This is a genomic window from Rhodoblastus acidophilus (genome assembly GCF_025961575.1).
Classification (GTDB): domain Bacteria; phylum Pseudomonadota; class Alphaproteobacteria; order Rhizobiales; family Beijerinckiaceae; genus Rhodoblastus; species Rhodoblastus acidophilus_C.
Map to the genome: position 1 here is coordinate 40,328 of NZ_JAOQNX010000004.1, position 19,666 is coordinate 59,993.

General features: G+C 66.4%; 17 protein-coding genes and 1 tRNA gene. 15 read left to right on the plus strand and 3 right to left on the minus strand.

Annotation, left to right across the window (positions count from 1 at the left end):
- Nucleotides 1-164: 164 nt before the first annotated feature.
- From M2320_RS03720 to M2320_RS03730, 3 genes are all read left to right on the plus strand, one after another.
- Nucleotides 165-240: transfer RNA gene (locus tag M2320_RS03720), tRNA-Asn, on the plus strand.
- A gap of 82 nt (nucleotides 241-322) precedes the next feature.
- Complete coding sequence (locus tag M2320_RS03725; protein ID WP_264596119.1) at nucleotides 323-1,222, plus strand: class I SAM-dependent methyltransferase; 900 nt, start codon at nucleotides 323-325, stop codon at nucleotides 1,220-1,222.
- Nucleotides 1,219-1,944, plus strand: a complete 726-nt coding sequence (locus tag M2320_RS03730) for a pseudouridine synthase (RefSeq protein WP_264596120.1) — start codon at nucleotides 1,219-1,221, stop codon at nucleotides 1,942-1,944. Before M2320_RS03725 ends, M2320_RS03730 begins: the two co-directional genes overlap by 4 nt.
- Nucleotides 1,945-2,039: 95 nt before the next feature.
- On the opposite strand, the gene rnr is transcribed toward M2320_RS03730, so the two are convergent.
- Nucleotides 2,040-4,325, minus strand: a complete 2,286-nt coding sequence (rnr, locus tag M2320_RS03735) for a ribonuclease R (protein WP_264596121.1) — start codon at nucleotides 4,323-4,325, stop codon at nucleotides 2,040-2,042.
- A gap of 214 nt (nucleotides 4,326-4,539) precedes the next feature.
- On the opposite strand from rnr, the gene M2320_RS03740 reads away from it, so the two are divergent.
- From M2320_RS03740 to M2320_RS03775, 8 genes are all read left to right on the plus strand, one after another.
- Complete coding sequence (locus tag M2320_RS03740) at nucleotides 4,540-4,800, plus strand: cysteine rich repeat-containing protein (protein ID WP_184427910.1); 261 nt, start codon at nucleotides 4,540-4,542, stop codon at nucleotides 4,798-4,800.
- 392 nt (nucleotides 4,801-5,192) lie between these two features.
- A complete protein-coding gene (locus M2320_RS03745) occupies nucleotides 5,193-5,765 on the plus strand; it encodes a peroxiredoxin (protein ID WP_264596122.1) in 573 nt (190 codons plus the stop codon).
- A 153-nt stretch (nucleotides 5,766-5,918) separates the two neighbouring features.
- Nucleotides 5,919-6,062 carry a hypothetical protein gene (locus tag M2320_RS03750; protein WP_264596123.1) on the plus strand — a complete coding sequence of 48 codons (144 nt, stop codon included), beginning with the start codon at nucleotides 5,919-5,921 and terminating at the stop codon, nucleotides 6,060-6,062.
- Between the two features lie 138 nt (nucleotides 6,063-6,200).
- Entirely contained in the window at nucleotides 6,201-7,028 is an 828-nt protein-coding gene (locus M2320_RS03755; RefSeq protein WP_264596124.1) for a hypothetical protein, read from the plus strand.
- Nucleotides 7,025-7,972: a glycosyltransferase gene (locus M2320_RS03760; RefSeq protein WP_264596125.1), complete on the plus strand. Its 948-nt coding sequence runs from the start codon at nucleotides 7,025-7,027 to the stop codon at nucleotides 7,970-7,972. The genes M2320_RS03755 and M2320_RS03760 overlap by 4 nt, the downstream gene beginning before the upstream one ends.
- Nucleotides 7,965-10,253 carry a glycosyltransferase gene (locus M2320_RS03765; protein WP_264596126.1) on the plus strand — a complete coding sequence of 763 codons (2,289 nt, stop codon included), beginning with the start codon at nucleotides 7,965-7,967 and terminating at the stop codon, nucleotides 10,251-10,253. The genes M2320_RS03760 and M2320_RS03765 overlap by 8 nt, the downstream gene beginning before the upstream one ends.
- A gap of 78 nt (nucleotides 10,254-10,331) precedes the next feature.
- The gene (locus M2320_RS03770; protein WP_264596127.1) at nucleotides 10,332-11,216 is read left to right on the plus strand and encodes an FkbM family methyltransferase; all 885 of its coding nucleotides are present in this window, start codon (nucleotides 10,332-10,334) and stop codon (nucleotides 11,214-11,216) included.
- Between the two features lie 68 nt (nucleotides 11,217-11,284).
- Nucleotides 11,285-12,313, plus strand: coding sequence for a hypothetical protein (locus M2320_RS03775; protein ID WP_264596128.1), 1,029 nt, complete (start codon nucleotides 11,285-11,287; stop codon nucleotides 12,311-12,313).
- 62 nt (nucleotides 12,314-12,375) lie between these two features.
- Here the strand turns inward: M2320_RS03775 and M2320_RS03780 are convergent, their stop codons facing one another.
- Complete coding sequence (locus tag M2320_RS03780; protein WP_264596129.1) at nucleotides 12,376-13,215, minus strand: FkbM family methyltransferase; 840 nt, start codon at nucleotides 13,213-13,215, stop codon at nucleotides 12,376-12,378.
- 369 nt (nucleotides 13,216-13,584) lie between these two features.
- Between M2320_RS03780 and M2320_RS03785 the strand changes: the two genes are divergently transcribed.
- The 4 genes from M2320_RS03785 to M2320_RS03800 all read left to right on the plus strand — a co-directional run bounded on the left by M2320_RS03785 (nucleotide 13,585) and on the right by M2320_RS03800 (nucleotide 18,753).
- Nucleotides 13,585-16,998, plus strand: coding sequence for a tetratricopeptide repeat protein (locus M2320_RS03785; protein WP_264596130.1), 3,414 nt, complete (start codon nucleotides 13,585-13,587; stop codon nucleotides 16,996-16,998).
- Between the two features lie 27 nt (nucleotides 16,999-17,025).
- Entirely contained in the window at nucleotides 17,026-17,235 is a 210-nt protein-coding gene (locus tag M2320_RS03790; protein ID WP_264596131.1) for a hypothetical protein, read from the plus strand.
- A gap of 209 nt (nucleotides 17,236-17,444) precedes the next feature.
- A complete protein-coding gene (locus M2320_RS03795) occupies nucleotides 17,445-17,840 on the plus strand; it encodes a hypothetical protein (RefSeq protein ID WP_264596132.1) in 396 nt (131 codons plus the stop codon).
- A 31-nt stretch (nucleotides 17,841-17,871) separates the two neighbouring features.
- Nucleotides 17,872-18,753 (plus strand): ion channel, encoded by an 882-nt coding sequence (locus M2320_RS03800; protein WP_264596133.1) that lies wholly within the window; start codon nucleotides 17,872-17,874, stop codon nucleotides 18,751-18,753.
- Between the two features lie 76 nt (nucleotides 18,754-18,829).
- Here the strand turns inward: M2320_RS03800 and M2320_RS03805 are convergent, their stop codons facing one another.
- Entirely contained in the window at nucleotides 18,830-19,564 is a 735-nt protein-coding gene (locus tag M2320_RS03805) for a response regulator (RefSeq protein ID WP_184427971.1), read from the minus strand.
- Nucleotides 19,565-19,666: the final 102 nt, after the last annotated feature.

Consider the following 19,666-nt stretch of genomic DNA (forward strand, 5'->3'; position numbering starts at 1 on the left):
GCGCGTTCGCGCCGGACGTTGCAACGCCTATAACAGCACTCCCACCCCGGCCGCAAGAGGCGTCGCGCATTCGCAAAACTTTCTCCTCCCGGTCGTCAAAAATTTGTTTTGGGGGTTTTCAATCCGATATCGCGCTGCTATACGCCCCTCACCGCGCAACGTGATCCCTGATAGCTCAGCCGGTAGAGCAAGCGACTGTTAATCGCTGGGTCGCAGGTTCGAGTCCTGCTCAGGGAGCCACCTTCACACAATAGATCGATCCGACGCCGCCCCGCGATGGCGCGCATCTTGCTAATTTCTGGGCGTCCGTTCAGGGAATTCCATGACCTTCGAAAATGTTTTCGGCGCGCCGCCGCCGGAACTCGCGCCCCTCTCCGACAATGCTCGACAGTTCTCGCCGCTCTCGCCCGGCGCTGGGCGGTTGGAAGAGGCGTCGGGCCTCGACAATCTCGCCATGCTCGCGCCGCCCGGCGCCATCGAGCGCCGCGCCGCGCTTGCGCTCGCCTTGCGAGCGCTGAAACCCGGCGCGCCGCTGCTGGCGCTCGCGCCCAAGGACAAGGGCGGCGGACGGCTGGCCAAGGATTTGTCCGATCTCGGCTGCGCCTGTTCCGAATCCGCCAAGCGCCATCACCGAATCTGTCTCACGCAGGGGGGCGGCGATCCGCAGGCGATCGAGGCCGCGATTCAAGCGGGGGCGCCGCGCCTGTCCGAATCTTTGGGGTTGTGGACCCAACCCGGCGTTTTTTCCTGGGACCGAATCGATCCCGGAACGGCGCTGCTGGCCGAACATCTGCCGGATTTTTCCGGGCGCGGCGCGGATTTGGGCTGCGGGCTCGGCATGCTGGCGCATCGAATCCTGGGCTCGGCGCGGGTGAAATCGCTGCTGATGGTCGATGTCGACCGGCGCGCCGTCGATCTGTGCGCCCGCAATGTTTCGGATTCGCGGGTGAAACTGGTGTGGGAGGATGTGCGGCGGGCGCCCAAACCGGAGCCGCTCGATTTTGTCGTCATGAATCCGCCGTTCCATGACGCGGGCCGCGAAAACAAGGGGCTCGGCATCGCCTTCATCCAGCGCGCCGCCGAATTCTTGCGGCCGGGCGGCGTGTGCTGGCTGGTCGCCAACCGGCATCTGCCCTATGAGGCGGCGCTGGAGGAAAAATTCCGCTCGATCGCGCCGGTCGCCGAAGCCTCCGGGTTCAAGGTGATCGAGGCGGTGAAGTGAAGCCGGTCCGGCTCGACCGCTTCCTGGGCAATCTCGGCTATGGCTCGCGGCGCGAGATCGCGATTCTCGCGCGCCAGGGCCGAATCCGGCTTGGCGACAAAATTTTGCGCGAAGCGGACGCCAAGATCGGCCTGGAGGAGGCCACCGCGCTGTTGGTCGACCGCGAACCCATCGACCCGCTGCCCGGTTTTGTCGTGATGATGCACAAGCCGGTCGGCGTCACCTGTTCGCACAAGGAGGCGGGGCCGCTGGTGTTCTCGCTGCTGCCGGAGCGCTGGCGGCGCCGCGACCCCGCGGTTTCGACCGTCGGCCGGCTCGACAAGGAAACGTCGGGGCTGCTGCTACTGACCGATAATGGCGCGCTGCTGCACAAAATCATCTCGCCGAAGGCGGAGATCGCCAAAACCTATCGCGTCACGCTCGCCCGCGACCTGCGCGGCGACGAGGCGACGATTTTCGAATCGGGCGCCTTGATGCTGGAGAGCGAGGACAAGCCGCTGCTGCCGGCGAAGCTCGAGGTTTTGGGGCCGCGCGAGGTTTTGGTCACCATTGTCGAAGGGCGCTACCATCAGGTGCGCCGCATGTTCGCGGCGGTCGGCAATCACGTCGAGGGTTTGTGTCGCCTGCGAATCGGCGGGTTGAGCTTGCCGGCGGATTTGGCCCCCGGCGAATGGTCCGTGCTGTCGGTCGCCCAGGTCGAGCTTGTGTTTTCGGTCACGTAAGGCGGAACGAACCCCTCATCCGGCGCGCTTGCGCGCGCCACCTTCTCCCGCAAGGGGAGAAGGACAGCACGCCTGCGGGTTGCGACAAAACCTAACTATTTGCGTCGCCGGCTTTTGGGCGCTGGTGGCCGCTTGCCCTTTTTCACCGAGAGGGCGCGGCCTTTCTGGCCCTTGCCGTGGCTGAGCATTTCGAAGCGCAAGGCGCCGGCGAAGGGCGCGGCTTCGACCAGTTTGACTTCGACCGCATCGCCCAATTGAAACGTTTCGCCGGTGCGCGAGCCCACCAGCGCGTGGGCCGCCTCCTCGAAATGGAAATAGTCATTGCCGAGCGTGGCGGCGGGCACAAAACCGTCGGCGCCGGTGTCGTCCAGCTTCACAAAAAGGCCGGCGCGCGTGACGCCGGCGATTCGGCCGGCAAAACTCGCGCCGATCTGCTCGGCCAGATAGGTGGCGATCAGGCGGTCGGTGGTTTCGCGTTCCGCCGCCATGGCGCGGCGTTCGCTCGCCGAGATTTTGGCGGCGATTTCCGCCAGATGTTCGCGGCCCATTTCCGGCAGGCCGCCCGGTCCGAGGTCGAGGGCGCGCACCAGGGCGCGATGGACGATCAGGTCGGCGTAGCGGCGGATCGGCGAGGTGAAATGGGCGTAGCGGCGCAGGTGCAGGCCGAAATGCCCGTAGTTTTCCGCGACATATTCGGCTTGCGCCTGGGTGCGCAGCACGATTTCGTTGACGACGTTCTCGTGCTCTGTGCCGCGCACCCGCGAAAGAATGTCGTTGAACTGTTTGGGTTTGAGCACCTGACCCTTGGCGAGCTTGATGCCGATCGTCGCCAGGAATTCTGACAAAGCGCTCAGTTTTTCGACCGAGGGCTCGTCATGGGCGCGGTAGATCAGGTGGGATTTTTGCGCTTCCAGCGTCTCGGCGGCGGCGACATTGGCGAGGATCATGAATTCCTCGATCAGCTTGTGCGCGTCGAGGCGGGGCGGCACGAAGACGCGGTCCACCGTTCCGTCGGGGTTGAGCAGGATTTTGCGCTCGGGCAGGTCGAGATCGAGCGGCGAGCGTTTTTCCCGCGACAATTTTGCCGCGGCATAGGCGCGCCAGAGCGGTTTCAGTGCGCTTTCGAGCAGCGGGCGGGTGGCGTCGTCGGGGCGCCCGTCTATGGCGTCTTGCGCCTGTTGGTACGACAGTTTGGCCGCCGAACGCATCATCACGCGATGAAAGGTGTGGTCGAGCTTGTGGCCGTCCTTGCCGAGGCGCATGCGGCAGGCGAGCGCCGGCCGGTCCTCGCCCTGGCGCAGGCTGCACAGGTCGTTGGAGATTCGCTCCGGCAGCATCGGCACGACGCGGTCGGGGAAATAGACGCTGTTGCCGCGATCGAGCGCCTCGCGGTCGAGCGGAGCGCCGGGGCGCACGTAATAACTCACATCCGCGATGGCGACCGTGACGACAAAACCTTCTGGGTTGTCGGGGGCGTCGTCGGGTTGCGCGAACACCGCGTCGTCGTGGTCCTTGGCGTCGGGCGGATCGATGGTGAGGAGCGGCAGCGAGCGCCAGTCTTCTCGGGCAAAACCTTCGGCCTGCATGCGGGCGGGTTTTGCTTGTTCTGCGGCTTCCAGCGTCTCCGGGCGAAACAGATCTGGGATGCCGTGGGTGTTGATGGCGATCAGGCTGATCGCCTTTTCGCTGTTCATCGAGCCCAGGCGCTCGCGCACCCGCGCCTGCGGCAGACCCAGGCGCGCGCGCGAAAGCGTCTCGACGGAGACCAGGTCGCCGTCGCGGGCCTCGCCGCGGTCGGCTTCGGTGACGAACAATTCGCGGTCGCGCTGCTTCTTGTCCACCGGGACGATGCGGCCGCCGCGGGAGCGCGGGTCCTCGCGGAAGACGCCCAAAATGCGTTTTTGCGCGCGCGACAGCAGTTTTATGACGCGTCCGATATAGGCGGGGCCGCCGGTCTCGCGATGCGGGGCCACTTTCACCAGCGCCCGGTCGCCGACGCCCGGGGCGGGGGCAGGGTTTTTGGTCGAGCGGCGGGGCAGGGTGACCAGAATTTTGGGCGCGACGCCCAGTTCTTCGTCCCATTCGGCGGGCGTGGCGATCAGCTCGCCGTCGCGGTCTCGCGAAAGGATGTCGCACAGGACGACGGCGGGCAGTTCGCCCTTTTTCGAAAGGCCGGCGCGGGATTTCGTCACCGCGCCCTCGATTTCCAGCTCCTTCAGCAGCGCTTTCAGCTTGATCTTCGCTTCGCCGCCCTTGATGCCGAAGGCGCGCGCGATCTCGCGCTTTTCGATTTTTCGCGGCCCGCCCTCGGCGGCGGCGTGTTCGCGGGCGATGAAGGCGAGAATCTCGTCTCGGCTGGGAAAAGGCGCAGGTTGCTTCACGCCGTCAACATAGGGGCGGGCGGGCGCGACAAAAAGGGAAAATCGTCAACGCCGGCAAAATAGCCGCGCTGTATGTGACGCTTCGGGACTGCGGCGCGCGCGCAACAGGACGGGGATATCGAAGGAGGCGCGCTTGCGGGCGATTGCCTGGCGGGGGGAATGCCGCCATCCTTGGCCTCGGAATCCCATAAATGAATGATTCGTCGGAGGAAAGATGAAAGCCCTGGCCCTTGCGGCTTGGACGTCGGCCGCGCTTGCGCTGACGACGCCCGCCTTTGCTGACTATCGTGGAACCGCCGAGGCGCAGCAGGCCTGCACGCCGGACGTTTTTCGCCTGTGCAGCCAGTTCATTCCGGATTCCGGCCAGATCACCGCCTGCCTGGCGCGACAGAAGTCGCATTTGAGCCCCGCCTGTCACCAGGTCTTTGGCGGCGCGCGGCGGCGCGGCCACGGCCAGCGCTTCGCCAACGGGTAACTGGATTGGGGCTGCCCCTCATCCGTCTCGGCGGCCTGAGGCCGCCGATCGACCTTCTCCCGCAAGCGGCACGGCTGTCCGGGGAAATTGTCGGTTCTACAGATACGCGAATGTCCGCGTTACGATGCAACTTTATGTCGTCATGGCCGGGCGTCGTCCCGGCCATCCACGCGGCGCCGCAATGCGAACTGCCGGAGGTTTTCCCCGGCGGGCCGGCGTGGGTGCCCGGGACAAGCCCGGGCAAGACGTTCTTGGGTTGAAATCGCGCTGGGAAACCAACCAAGATTGTTTCCCCGGACAGCCGTGCGCAAGGGGAGCAAGGCGGCGCCCTGTTCAGGCGATCCCAAAGCCGCGCTCGTGCGTTATACTCCCGAAAAACAGGGAGCGGAACGATGCGACTTTGGAAAGCCATGATCGCCGGCATCGGCGGCGCCGCGATCATCGCCGGCGTGATCTTTTTGAACGGCGCGGCGCGGGCGGCCATGCAGCCCGGCGAAACGGCGCCGGATTTTTCCACGCAAGCCGCCGTGGGCGGCAAGGTTTTTAACTTCAGCCTCGCCGACGCCCTGAAGAAGGGGCCGGTGGTGCTGTATTTCTATCCCAAGAGTTTTACGCCCGGCTGTACGGCGGAGGCGCATGATTTCGCCGAAAACATCGACAATTTCGCCAAGGCCGGCGCGAGCGTGATCGGCATGTCCGCGGACACCATCGACACGCAAAAAGAATTTTCCTCCAAGGAATGCCGGGACAAGTTTCCGGTCGGCGCCGATCCCGACGGCAAGGTGATCAAGGCTTTCAAGGCGCAGCTCATCACGCTTGGCGACATGGCGACGGCGGCGCGCATTTCTTACGTCATCGCGCCGGACGGCAAGATCCTCCTGGCCTATCAGGACATGTCGGCCGGGCCGCATGTGGAGAAAACCCTCGCCGCCGTGCGGCAATGGCGCGCCGCTCACCCGAATTGAGCGACGTAAGGAAAGCCGTCGCGAATTAACCATCTATGTTCATATTAACGTAACGACCGCGCCCAGGCGCGGGGCGAAAGCTTGTCCGTGGCTTGAACTCTCCATGAACAGTCGTTAACGTCTTCGCATTGCGACAAGACGAGTTCGTTGACGATGTGCGTGTGCTCGGGACTTCACAGGGGCGAATCCATCGAGGGTTACGACCGGATCGAAACCCGGGGCGCGAAGATCGTCGGCGCATATCTCGCCGAGGAGGGGCGCGCTTATGGCTGGCGGCCGTTTCTCTGCGCGCTCTAAAAACCTGGCGCCCGGGGCGCCGAGCCCAGGCGTTTCGCAGCGCCGACGCCGTTTTCGGCGAAAATCCCGCGAGATCTTTGGGGACAGCGCCCATTCGCCGGCGGGGGCGAATAGGCGTGCGAGCCGGATGGACGACAGATGGACAAGCTGAACTTCGACCTTGATGAATCCGCGGTGCTGCGCCGGTTCGACCGCAGCTCGCCGGAGGCTTTGCTCAAGTCCATCGCCCGGGAGATCGTCAATCTGCGGCGCGCGCAGGCCGAATTCGCCGTGAAGATGGAAGTGTTCGCTTCGCTTCAGGCCGCCGCAGACCGGATCGTCGCCGCGGAATCGGATGCGCGCGGGGCCTCGCATCCCTCGCGCGTGGTGATCGACGCCGCGCAATCGTTCAACGGTTCGATGGGGTTCTACGAACTCGAGCACGACCCGGAGGGGCAGCCGTTTCGCTGGACGGGGCCGGACCCCAGATTTTCCTTCGAATTCTTCATCAACCGCACGACGCCGGCGCGGTTCGTGCTCCGCTTCGGGCCGCTGTTCTCCGGGGGCTCGCCCCTCGGCCTGCTGTGTTTCGTCGACGGCGAACCGGCGCCGGTGAAACTTCAGGCGGCGACGACCTGTTTCGAGGCGGTCGGCGTGCTGCCGCCGCGCCGCGACGCCGGCGGCTCCGTCCTCAGCTTCGTCTGTCCGCAAATGGCCTCGCCGGCCTCGCAGGGCCACAATGATGCGCGGATGCTCGGCCTGCTGTTCCGGCGTCTGACCGTCGAGTCCATGCCCGAGCAGCCGGCGCTCGCGCCGGCCGCCGGCCCCTCCGACGCGGTCGCGCCGCGTCCGGCTGCGGCGCAGGTTGCGGCGCCGGTCGCTCCGGAACGCTCGGCGCCTGAGCGCGCCGCGCCCGCGGCGCAGCCCGTCGCCGCATTCCAGGACAACGCATTCCAGGAAATCTCGTTCAAGGGGCAGGCGCGATGAGCACGCCCGACATCGCGCTGTGCATCTGCACCTACAACCGCTACGATCTGCTGCCCGGCGCCATCCGCAGCGCCGTCGAACAATCCCTGCCGGCGGATCGCTACGAAATCCTCGTCATCGACAATTCGCCCGACCGGAACCGGGCGGCGGCCTTCGCCGAAAAATTCGCGACCGCGCCGAACCTGCGCTACATCCACGAGAAGACGCCGGGCCTGTCCAACGCCCGCAATGTCGCGGCGTCCCAGGCGCGGGCCCCGGTGATCGCCTTCATGGACGACGACGCCCTCGCCGATCCCGAATGGGCGGCCGAATTGTTGCGCGCTTACGAATCGTTCGGGGAGGGCGCGATGATCGTCGGCGGCCGCGTCGATCCGATCTGGGCGTCGCCGCGCCCGGATTGGGTGCACGAATCCATGCTCGGCAGCCTGTCGATCGTCAATTGGGGCGGCGAGGCCCGGGTCGCCGGACCCGACGAATGGGTCGCCGGCACCAATATCAGCTTCCGCACCTCCGCCATCCGCGACAATGGCGGCTTTCCCCTCAATCTGGGGCGGATCGGTTCGGGCTCGGCCCTGCTCAGCAATGAGGAGATCAAGCTGGTCGAGCGCATCCGCGAGAGCGGCGGCCAGCTGATCTACGCGCCCCGGGCGGTCGTCAACCATCTGGTCGATGTGCGGCGTCTGCGGCGCGACTGGTTCCGCAAGCGCGCGGCCTGGCAGGCCTTGTCCGATTTCATGATGAACCCGGACGGGCAGGCGGCGGAAGCGCGCGGCCATTGGCCCGAACTCATCAAATATTTCAACGCCCTGCCGCCGCATGAGCGCACCATTCGCGGCCTCCTCCACCCGACCGACGATCCCGACCTGTTCCATTGGCAGACCGGCGCCGTCTATATGATGACGACGCTGCTGCTCGCCGGTTTCGAGGGGGTGGAGCTTGACTGATCCCGTCCCGGCCTGGTTCGGCTTCGATGTCCTGGTGGTGTCGCCGACGCCGACCCATCCGCAGGATCACGGCAATCGCAAGCGCATCTACGAAATCTGCGCGGAACTGAAGCGCCAGGGCGCGCGCATCCACTTCGTCCATTATCCCGCCGAGCACGACTGGCGCGACCAGTGGCCGCTGCGGCATGAGGCGGACATGCGCGCGGCCTGGGACAGCTACCAGCTGGTCGCGCCCGGCCGCGAGCTGCATTGCGACTCGATCGGCGAGGACCACGAAATCGACGAATGGGCCGATCCCGGCCTCGCCCATTACCTCGCCTGGGCCTGCCGCGTGCGCGCCTATGACATGGTGATCGTCAATTACACCTGGCTGAGCTTCTGCCTGGACGCCATTCCGGCGAGCGTGTTCAAGGTCTGCGACACCCATGACGTGTTCGCCGACCGCCGCCGCCTGCTGCAGGCCCATGGCATCGCCCCCGAATTCTTCCACACCACCCGCGATGAGGAGGCCAGGGGCCTGGCGCGCGCCGATCTGGTCTGGGCGATCAAGAAGGGGGAACAGGACTATTTCGAGCGGGACCTCGGCCTGCCCAATTGCCTGACCATGCTGCACGCCGAGCCGGAGCGCGGCTGGTGGAGCGCTCCCCCCTCGACCGACGGCTGGCTGCGCGCCGGCGTCATCGGCGCGCGCAACAATGTCAATCGCCGCAATCTCGAGGAATTCCTCAATCTGGCGCTGCCGGCGATCGAGCGCTACATGGCGCCGGTCAAGATCGTCATCGCCGGCGGCTGTTCGGCGGACTTTTTGGATTGGCGCCATCCCAATCTCGAAGTGGTCGGCCGCGTCCCCGACGTCGCCGATTTCTATCGCGCCGTCGATGTCGTGCTCGCGCCGATGAAATTCAGCACCGGCTTGAAGATCAAGGTTTCGGAGGCGCTGGCCTCGGGCGCGCCGCTGCTCGCCCATGCCCACGCCATGGAGGGCTATCCGACCCGCGAGCCGCTGCACCAGCTCCACGATTTCGAGGAAATGGCGATCGAGCTGGTGAAACTCGCCTTCGATCCCGCGCCGCTGAAAAAGCTGGCGGCGCGCTCGCGCACGGTCTGCGCGACCATTCAGGCCTCCGTGCTGGCCTCGGTCGAAGCGACCCGCGCGCGTCTGGTCGCCAAGACCGCGGAGACCATTTGCGTCGTCGCGCCCGCCGAGGCGCTCAATCCCGCTTGCCTGCTGCATGACCATCTGCTGGAGGCGCTGGATTATCTGCGCTTCATCGCGCCCATCGCGCTTCATGTCTCCGGCGCGCCGGTCAAGGGGATGAAATTCGACTTTCTCGCGCGATTCGAACTGCGCCGGCAGATTTTTGCCGACCCCGCCCTGGTGGCGGCGCTCGGCGATGACGCGCCGGATTTCTGGACGCCGATTCCACTGCCGGCGCTGCTGGAGACGCGGGCCTATCGGCGCGCCTATTTCCTCGCCGACGCCAGCGCCCAGCTTCGCGTGGAGCAGCCTGCGTTCGACGAGGCCGCCGGCGCGATCGGCGCCTTGCGCCGGGCGGTGGTGCGCTGCGACGCCATCGAACTGTCCGGCGGCGACCCGGCGGCGCTGGTCGAGCTGCTGCGCGGCGAAGCCGATGTGATCGTCGCCGGCGCCGCGCCCTGGGGGCTCCAGCACTGGCAGGGACAAAAGGGCGTGCTGGCGGTGGTCGAGGCGCCGTTCCGCCGCAGCGGCGCGTTCGAGGCGTTTCGGCATCGCGACAAGCCCGCAACGGCCGCCAAGCTCGTCATTTTCGCGCGCGGCGACGACCCCGTGGCGCTGGAGCTCGCGGCGCTGGCGGAAAAGCTCTCGTTTCCGGCGCGGCTGGTCGATGTCTCCGACCCGGCGATTCGCCCGGCGCTGCTGCGGGGCGGCCCCAACGACGCGCTGGCGGGCCTGCGCGAGGCGAGCCTGGTGGTCGACATGACGGAACAGGATGCGCTCGCCCTGGTGATCGGCGAGGCGGCGCTGCGGTCCGACGTTCCCGTTCTGTCGTTCCAGCGCGGCGCGCTCGCCTACGCCTGGCGCGGTTTCGAGACGCCCTTGCGTCCGACCAGCCTGGCGCGGCTGTTCACCGCGGTCGCCACATGCGCCCAGGACCCCGACGCCCTTCAGGCGTTGCGCGGCGCCAGTGCGCGCCAATCCAAGGTGCGGTTCGCCAACGACGCCGGCTGGACGGCGCTGTGGCGATTGCTGACCGCCAAATCCGTGGAGTCGCTAGGCGCGGCCGCGGAACTTTGGGGGTGACATTTTTATTCCGAGGCGCGATAAGCGAACAAAGGTCGCGGGCAGCGGCTGCCTGAAAGGCATTGCAAGGGTTATATTATGTCCAATCCGGCTACATCATTTGCTGACATGCAAGCCGCCCGCACCGATTATGGGCCTCAGTTCGAACTTCTTGTCGCAGTTCTCTACAACCAGATCGTGAAGCCCGGCGACACCGTCGTCGACGGCGGCGCCAATTCCGGCTTGCACGCCGTGCCCCTCGCCAAGCTCGCCGGGCCGGACGGCCTGTTGATCGCCTTCGAGCCGATTCCGGAGGTTTTTGAAGGTCTGCAGAAAAACACCGCGGGGCGTTCGGTCGAACTGCGCCGGCTCGCTTTGAGCGACGTCGCGGGACAGGCGAAATTCCTGGTTGACGAGAACAATCTCGCCATGAGCCACATCACCCATCCCTATGACAAGGTTGGCGAACGCCAACGCTTCATCACCGTCGATTGCGTGACGCTGGATCAGGTCATCGGGCCGAGGAAGATCTCGTTCATCAAGCTCGATCTCGAAGGCAACGACTTTCTCGCCATTCGGGGCGGAAAACAGCTGATCCTGAGAGATCGGCCGCCGATCATTTTCGAGAACGGCCGCGATTGGACCGCGCAGTGCCGAGGCTATACCTCGGAGGATTACTTCAATTTCTTCGACGAAGTGTCCTACGACGTCTATGACCTGCATGGCCGGTCGCTCAACCGCGATACCTGGAAAGACAAGAACATCGCCTTCGAGTTCATCGCCGTGCCGCGCGAGACGCCGGAGCGCAACCTTTTCCTGCTCAAGGTCATCGAATTCTTCTGGCGGGAACACGCCAGCCGGCCGACCTTCGCGCAGTGGAAAGACTGCGTCCTCGCCGTCTGGGACGCCGCCCCGTTCATGGCGAGTCATCACGGCCCCAATTGGCTGGCCGCGGCCTATCTGACTCCCAAAGCGGCGGAATAAGCGACGGGACGAGTGGGTGACGAAACGTCGTCACAAGGCGCGCAAGACGGAAATCACGGAACGAACGCATGAAGCCCATCGAATCATCTCCCGCAGAGGGGGTTGATCTGTCCCGGCCCGTCCAGGGACAGATCATCTGGGGGGATCCGCTGATCTTCTATACCAGCCAGATGACGGCGCGGGCGTCGTTCATCAACAGCGCTTGCGACTTGTGCCACGATCGGGACGCCATCCTGCTCACCCAGGTCGCCTGGACGCTTGAGGGGGTCAAACCGGACAACCAGTTCATCCGGTGGATTTCCGACTACGAGGCCCGCCATCCCCGGCACAAGATCATCCACATGTGCAACACGCAGGCCGAGGTCGACGCCTTGCGCGCCTGCGGCTGCCGGGCCGAGTGGTTCAATCACAACATCTTTGTCGATCCCAACATCATCAGCCCGGACCCTGAGGCGGAAAAGCAATTCGACGCCGTCTACAACGCCCAGTTGACGCCGTGGAAGCGCCATGGACTGGCGCGGGAGATTCCCTCCGTCGCGCTCCTCTATCATTCCTACAGCCCCGAGCAGGAAGCCTATCGGCAGGGCCTGCTTCAGGACGCGCCGCACACCTATTTCGCCAATCATGAGCTCGCCAATCCGCCGGGCGGCAATCTTCCGCGCTCGACCATCCGCGCTCTGCTCAATCGCTCGCGCGTCGGGCTCTGCCTGTCCGAAGCCGAGGGCGCCATGTACGCCAGCATCGAATATCTGCTCGCAGGGCTCCCGGTGGTGTCGACCCATAACCGGGGCGGGCGCGATCAGTTCATGCATGCCGATTATTGGTTGTCGGTCCCGCCCGATCCGGCGGATGTCGCGCGCGCCTGTGGCGACCTCATCGCGCGACGCCTGGACCCCTGGGCGATCCGGGAGCGAACGATCGCTCAGCAACAGGCCGAAACGGCGCGCTTCCAGGCTTACGTCAATGCGCTCCTCGCCGAGAACGGCGTCAACGCCGACATCCGCGCGCTCTGGCCGCAGCTCTACTGCGACAAGTTGCTGCGCTGGGAGCCGGCCGGCGAATTCCTCAAGCGCGTCCACGCCTGGCGCCCGCTTTGACCGGCCCCGTCCGACCGCAACGGTCGGAGAAGACTAGTTCTCTGTTTTAACGCATTTGTTCGTCATGCGAGGGCGGTGTTGCGGAAGAACAGGTTTTCGCCCTTCGCCGGCAATTCCTCGAAATGCGCGGCCAAAGCCTGCCGCACCGCCTGGTCCGATCCCGGGCGGAAGCGTTCGTGCGTTTCGATGATCAGCAATCCGGTTTTGGACAGCCACGGTTCCGGATTTTCGGAAAACAATTCGAGTTCCGCGCCCTCGATGTCGATCTTCAAAATGTCGATGTGATCGAAGCCGGCCTTTTCAACAAGGGTCGAGAGTTTCCAGCAGGGAACCGGCTTGCCGCCCGGATTCTGCTGCGAGGACACCCGGAAGGCGTCCGAGCCGAGAGCCGCGCCGCTCTCGGTCGTCGCGCACAGGTTGATTTCGCCGTCATGCGTCCACACGGCGCCTTGCAAGGCGACGACGCGGCTGTCGAGCGCGCGCACATTTTCCTGCAACAGCTCGAAATTGCCGGCGTCCGGCTCCACCGCGACAATTTTCGCGCGGCTGTACCTGTGGGCGAAGTCGACGGTGGCGTAGCCGACATTGGCGCCGAGATCGATGATCGTTGTGGCCTCGTCCGGGAGGTTGGCGCTGTCATAGTCCCGATTGACGAAAATCTGCTCGAAGGTCGAAACATCCATGGATGCGGGACGCACGATGACCTCATGCGCGCCGTCGAACACGGCGAGCGTCATCCGCCGGATCGGGAAGGTGAGGCCCTTGGAGGTCAGTTGTTGCAGCGTGGTGATGTGCAGAGGCTGAATGGATTCGTGGATGAGCGTCCCGGATGCGGTGACGATGAAAACCTCCTCGGGATATTTGTCCCAATGCACCGTCAGCCTGTTTCCCGATTGGCTCAATCGGCCTCGGCTGCCATGCGCTTCATGCACTACCGTTCCATCTTCGTAGGAAACAAGCAGTCGCCCCCGCCAATTGGGGTGAATGGCGTCGACCTTAATCATTCCCATCTGTGTCTTCTTGCTGCTCGAAATGCTGGGAAAGACTGTGCCTATGTCGGCGGCGAAATTCAAGCGCCGCTTCCCCTGCGTTGCGCGCGATATCCTTTTCCGGATGCCGACAGATTCAAAGGCGTCCCCGATTGATGGTCCGGTCCTGGCCACCTATAGTGGCGTTCTGGTTTGGCTTCGGCTGGTCTTGCTCAGCTGTTGGTCAAGCCTGTTGTCAATCATGGCGTTTTCAAATCATTTTAACGGGGGTGATCGCGCGGAATGGACGCGTCTGAACAGCCAGGCCATCCGACCCCGGACTGGACGCTTCTGCGCAGCGAAGCTGTTTGCGCGCGCGACCGCGACGATCATTCCGGCGCGCTGGCGCTGTTTCGGCAGGCCGCCGCCGCCGCGCCCGACAGGCCCTGGATTCTGCTCGATGTCGCCGATCAGTTGCGGCGGCTCGAGCGCCTCGACGAGGCCGAGGCGGTCTATCTTGAGGCGGTGAGCAAGGACCCCGCCTTGGCGCAGGGGTTACGCGGGCTCGGGCTGATCGCGCGCCAGCGCGGCGACCGCGCGGCGGCGGTGGAGCGTTTCCGCGAGGCGGCGGCGCGCACCCCGGAAAACATCTGGCTGTGGTTCGATCTGGCGAGCGACTTGCGCGAATTGGGGCGGCTGGACGAGGCGGCGGACGCGTATAAAAAAATGCTCGGCCGCGATCCCAAAGCGTTTCACGCTTGGCGCGGGCTGGCGCAAATCGCCCGCCTGCGCGGCGACCGCGCTGAGGCCCTCGAGTGTTTTCGCGTCGCCGCCATCTTCAACCCCTCCGACATCTGGACGGCGCAGGACGCCGCCACGGAGTTCCGCGAGCTCGGACGGTTCGACGAAGCCGCCGCCGCCTTCCGCCAGGTTTTGGCGCTCGACGCCGGTTTCGCCCCGGCCTGGCGGGGGCTTGCGCTGGTCGCGCGGACGCGCGGCGACCGCGAGGCGGCGCTCGACTCCTTTCGCCGCGCGGCCGAGTGCGACGCCAAGGATCTTTGGAGCGCCTATGACGCGGCCGTGCTGCTGAACGATCTCGGCCTTCTGGACGAGGCCTCGGCGGCCTGCCGCGCTCTGGTCGCGCGCGCCCCGGATTTCGCGCCCGGCTGGCGCGCGCGCATTCCGGTGGCCCGCGCGCAGGGCGATCGCGTTGCGCTGCGCGAGAGCCTGGCCGCCGTGGCGCGGCTGGAGCCGCAAAATCCCTGGTCGCACTTCCATCTCGCCGCGGAATTGCGCGAGCAGGGTCGGGTCGATGACGCGGAAGCGGCCTATCGCGCCGCCGCCGCCCTCGATCCGGAGCTCGCCCATGTCAATCGCGCGCTCGGCCTGATCGCCCGCGAGCGCGGCGACCATGAGGCCGCGTTGCCTCTGTTTCGCGCGGCGGCGCGCAACGAGCCCGCCAATGTCTGGATGCGCAACGATGTGGCGGTGACGCTCGCCGCGCTCGGCCGTCACGACGAAGCCGAGGCGCTGATGGCGGAGCTGGCGGCGGAGCGCCCCGAATCCGCCGACGCCTTGCTCGCCTATGCGCCTTTCCTGCGCCGCCGGGGTTTTTGCGGCGCCGAGCTTGTCGCGCTGCTGGAAAAGGCCGCCGGCCTCGCCCCTGACAATCCGGGCGCGCAGCTCGGCCTCGCCGAGGAATTCTTGCGCGTCCAGCGGCTCGACGAGGCCGAGGCGATTTTCGACGCCCGGCTGGCGCTTGCGCCCGACGATGTGCGCGCGCTGATGGGTCGGGCGCAGGCGGCGCGCCGCCGCGGCGACCGCGCGCGGGCGCTGCAAAATTTCGAGGCGGCGGCGCGCGCGCCCGGCGGCCATGTCTGGGCCGTGATCGAATATGCCGACGAGCTCAAGGAGGCCGGACGGGTCGAGGAGGCCCGGCGCGTGCTTGAAGCCGAGATCGCGCGGCGCGACCGTCCCGAACTGCATATGCGCCTGGGTTTTCTCGCCCGCGAGGCCTCGGACGGGCCGGGCGCCCGCGCCGCCTTTGCCGGCGCTTTGGCGGTCGCCCCGGGATTCGACGAGGCGCGCATCGAACTGGCGGTCGAGGATTTTCGCCAGGGCGACGCCGAGGCGGCGATCGGCGCGCTGAAGGACCTGCTTGCGACCCGGCCGGACCACGCCCGGGGGCTCGCCGCGCTCGGCGACTTCGCCGATCAGATCGACGATATGGACAGCGCGGTGGAGCTGCGGCGCAAGGCCGTCGCCGCCGATCCCGCAAACCTGTGGATTCGCGCCCAGCTCGCCGAATCCCTGGCCAAGCTCGGCCAGGGCGAGGAGGCGGAGGCGGAGCTCGCCGCCTGCCAGGCGCGGTTCGGCGACGCGCCGGAAATCTGTCTCGCGCGCGCGAAAAACCTGACCATGCTCGGCGAGGCCGAGGCCGCCTTCGCCTTGCTGCGCGACGGCGTCGCCGCCTTTCCGCATCATTTCGACCTCTGGGCGCGTTGGCTCGCCGCCACGATCGCCCGCGGCGATTTCGATGCCGCGGGCGCCGCGCTGGAGGCGGCGGCTCCCGCCGGCGCGCGGGAGCGGGCGCAGGTTCTGCAGCTGCGCGGCGCCCTCGCCGCTTCTGCCTTCGACCTCGCCGGCGCCTATCGCGCTTTTGCCGACGCCCTCGCCTTGCGTCCCGCCGACGGCTGGCTGCATGAATGCGCCGGGCGCACCGCGCTGCTGCGCTGCGATTTCGAGCCGGCGCGCCGCCATCTCGCGGCGGCCACCAACGCCAATGCGGCGCATCGCGTGTCGCACCGGGGCGGCGCCAAGCCGTCGCAATCGCTGCTCGGCCAATTGCTCGACGAATTCCGCATCGACGCCGAGATTGGCGCGATCCTGCGCGACGCTTTGGCCGCGCAGGATATCGCCGGTCTCGCTGGCGCCGTCGCGGAGGCGCCGGAATCCACCGCCGCCGCCATGGCGCTGATGATCGCTCTGCGGCGCGGCGGCAGGCTTGAGCCGGCCGGGCCGGGCTTGGCGAAAAGTGCGATCCCGCGCGCGATCATGCAGTTCTGGGACGAGAACATTCCCGCCGAGGTGGAAAAACTCTGCGAGGGCTGGCGCGCCGCCCATCCCGATTTCGTCTACCGCCGCTTTTCCAGCCTCGACGCCGCCCGCTTCCTCGCCGGGCAGGGCGCGGGCGCGGCCGCCGCCTTCAAGCGGGCGCGGGAGCCGGCGATGAAGGCGGACCTGTTCCGGCTGGCCTGGCTGGCGCGCCATGGCGGCTGGTATGTCGACGCCGACGACCGCTGCCTCGCGCCGCTCTCCGGGCTGGAGGCGGAAGGCCGCGACCTCATCCTCTACCAGGAGGAGAATCTCGGCTCGACCGGCAACAATCTGATCGGCGTCGCGCCCGGCCATCCCGTCATTCTGGCGGCGCTGGACCAGGCGATCCTGGCGGTGAACCGGGGCGATTCCGACATTCTCTGGCTGTCCACCGGGCCCGGATTGCTGACGCGCTGCGTGGCCGCCTGGCTGGTCGGCGATCTCGACGCCCGGCTGGGGCGCACCCGCATCCTCACCCACAGCGAAGCGTCGCGCTGCGTGGCGATCTGGACGGCGGCGGCCTACAAGCACACCAGCCGGCACTGGAGCCGCACCGTGTTCGGCCGGGCGCGCGCCGTTTTGCGCGGCAAGGCCGGGGCTGCATCCGTTTCGGCGGCTTGAGCGTTGTCCCCTGCGAAAGGACAGCCGATGAGAAAAAACCCGATCATGAGTTTCTGGCTGAGCGGGGCGCATGCCGCCGCCGGCAAGGTTTTGGGGCCGGCGCGCGGCGTGATCACCGCCGCCGCGCTGCAGCGGCAGAAGGCGATGATGCGCGACGCCGAGAAAATGGCCGCCGCTTTTTGGGGAAGCGCGCTCAAACCTCTCGCGCCGCCGAAGCGGCGATCGCGCAAGCTTTAGGGGTAGCGCGGGCGATATCGGGGGGTGGGCGCCGCGTCGCTGCGACGCTCTCACCGTCGCTTTGTCCCCCGAAGCGCGCAACCCCTCATCCGTCTCGGCGCTTCGCGCCGATCCACCTTCTCCCGCAAGGGGAGAAGGAAGAACGCGTTTGCGGGGCTTGATTGTGCGCGGCCCTCGGGCAGAATGGGGTCGAATCTCGAGAGGGCCGCATGAAAACTCTGATCCTCGGCCTCGCCGCTTCGCTCGTCTGCGCCGGCGCCCAAGCCCGTCCCGCGGCGCCCGACCCGCAGCGGGACGCGCTGATCCGGCTGATCGCCGACGCCTCCGCCTGGAGCGAGATGTGCGTCAATTACGCCGTCGATCCCGCCGCGCTCGCCTTGTTCCGCGATGTCCACCGCATCCCGGTCGATGGCCATTACATCAAGGTTTTCGGCTTCGCTTATGCGCGCCAGCACGCCGCGGCCTATGAAAGCCATCGCTTCCGCGGCGCCTGCGACCGGGCGCTCGCGCTCTACGGGCCCTGGGGAAGCCTCGCGCCCGGCCTGGTGCGCCCGCTGTTCCATGGGACCGTTCCAGACCAGAAGATCAACCTCGACCGGTTTTGACGCTTAGGCTTGCGGCTGCTATCGACGCCCCATGATCGTCGACCCCGACAAGGCCAAGAGGATTCGCGTCGCCGACCGCGAGTTTATGGCGCGCGGGCTGAAGCCCAGCCTGTTCGGCGATCTCTTCCACCATTCCATGGCGGCGTCCTGGCCGCTGTTCTTCCTCGGATTCGCCGTCTATTTCCTGACGATGAACCTGATCTTCGCCAGCCTGTTCCATCTGGGCGGCGATTGTATCGCCAATGCGCGGCCGGGTTCGTTCCTCGACAAATTCTTCTTCTCCGTCGAGACCCTCGCCACCGTCGGCTATGGCGACATGCATCCCGCCAACGCCTACGCCCATTGCGTCGTCACCGTCGAAATCTTTACCGGCCTGTCGACGCTCGCCGTGTTCACCGGCCTGATCTTCGCGCGGTTTTCGCGGCCGCGGGCGCGCGTCATTTTTGCCGAGGCGCTGGTGGTCGGGCCGCACCAGGGCCAGAGGACGCTGATGGCGCGGCTCGCCAACGCCCGCCACAGCGTCGTCACCGAGGCCGAAGCCGAGCTTTGGCTGATCCATACCGAGACCACGCAAGAGGGCCGCCGCTACGTGCGCTTTAGCCCTCTGCGGCTCGCGCACCAGCGCAACCCCATTTTTGTCCTGTCCTGGACGTTGTTTCACCCGATCGATGCGGCGAGCCCGCTGCATGGCTTGACCCATGCCGATCTCGCGGCGATGGACGCGCGGATCCTGCTGGTGTTCAACGGCCATGACGAGACCTCGGGCCAGAGGCTGATCGTGCGCCGCGGCTACCATTTGTCCGATGTGCGCTTCAATCACGTCTATGCCGATATTGGCGCGCTGCCGGAGCAGGAGGGCGCGCTGCCGGAGGTCGATTATCGGAAAATCCACCACACCGAGGCGGTGGAGTAGAGCGCAGGGACTGGATCGCAGTACGCCCCCGCTTGCGTCAGGACATGAATGACCGATCGCGGCGATCCAGTCCCCTTCATTCCGCGCGGCGGTTGAGGGCCTTGACCGCCAGCTCGGTGCGGCTGCGGGCGTTGTGCTTTTCAAGAATGCGGCTGACGTAATTCTTGACCGTGCCTTCCGCGAGCTTGAGCTGGGCGGCGATCTCCTTGTTGCCCTTGCCCGCGACGATCAGCTGCAGGATCGCGTTCTCGCGGTCGGTGAGGGCTTCCTGGTCCTGCCCGTCGTCGAGCGGCGCCGCCGGGCGGCGCACGCGGCGGAATTCGTCGAGCAGTTTGCGGGCGACATTGGGGGCGAGACGGGAATGGCCGCGCGACACCGCGCGGATCGTCTCCAGAATTTCGTCCTCCTCGGCGTCCTTGAGCAGATAGGCCTGGGCGCCCGCGCAGATCGCGTCGAAAATCAGCTCGTCGGTGTCGAAAGTGGTGAGGATGATCACCTGGGCGTCCGGGCAGTCGCGGACGATCTGGCGCGTCGCGGCTATGCCGTTGAGCCGGGGCATCTGGATGTCCATCAGGACGATGTCGGGCTGCCAGCGCCGCGCCTCCTGCACCGCCTCCGCGCCATCCGCGGCCTGGCCGACGATCTCCAGATCGCCCTCCAGCGCCAGCATAGACGCGAAAGCGCGGCGGATCATCGGTTGATCCTCCGCGATCAGAATGCGGATGCGTTCAGACCGCTCCAATCCGTCCCTCCGGTTTTCCAGGAAGGCGGCGCCGCCGCCTGATACACCCCAACTGTCCGCCACCGTCATCGGAAGCCGCTGGGAACGCGCGGATCGCGCCGCGCACAGCTGAAAGTGAGCAATAATCGGCAATGCTCTAGCCGCTTTCCAGGCAAGATGCAATTACTTGTC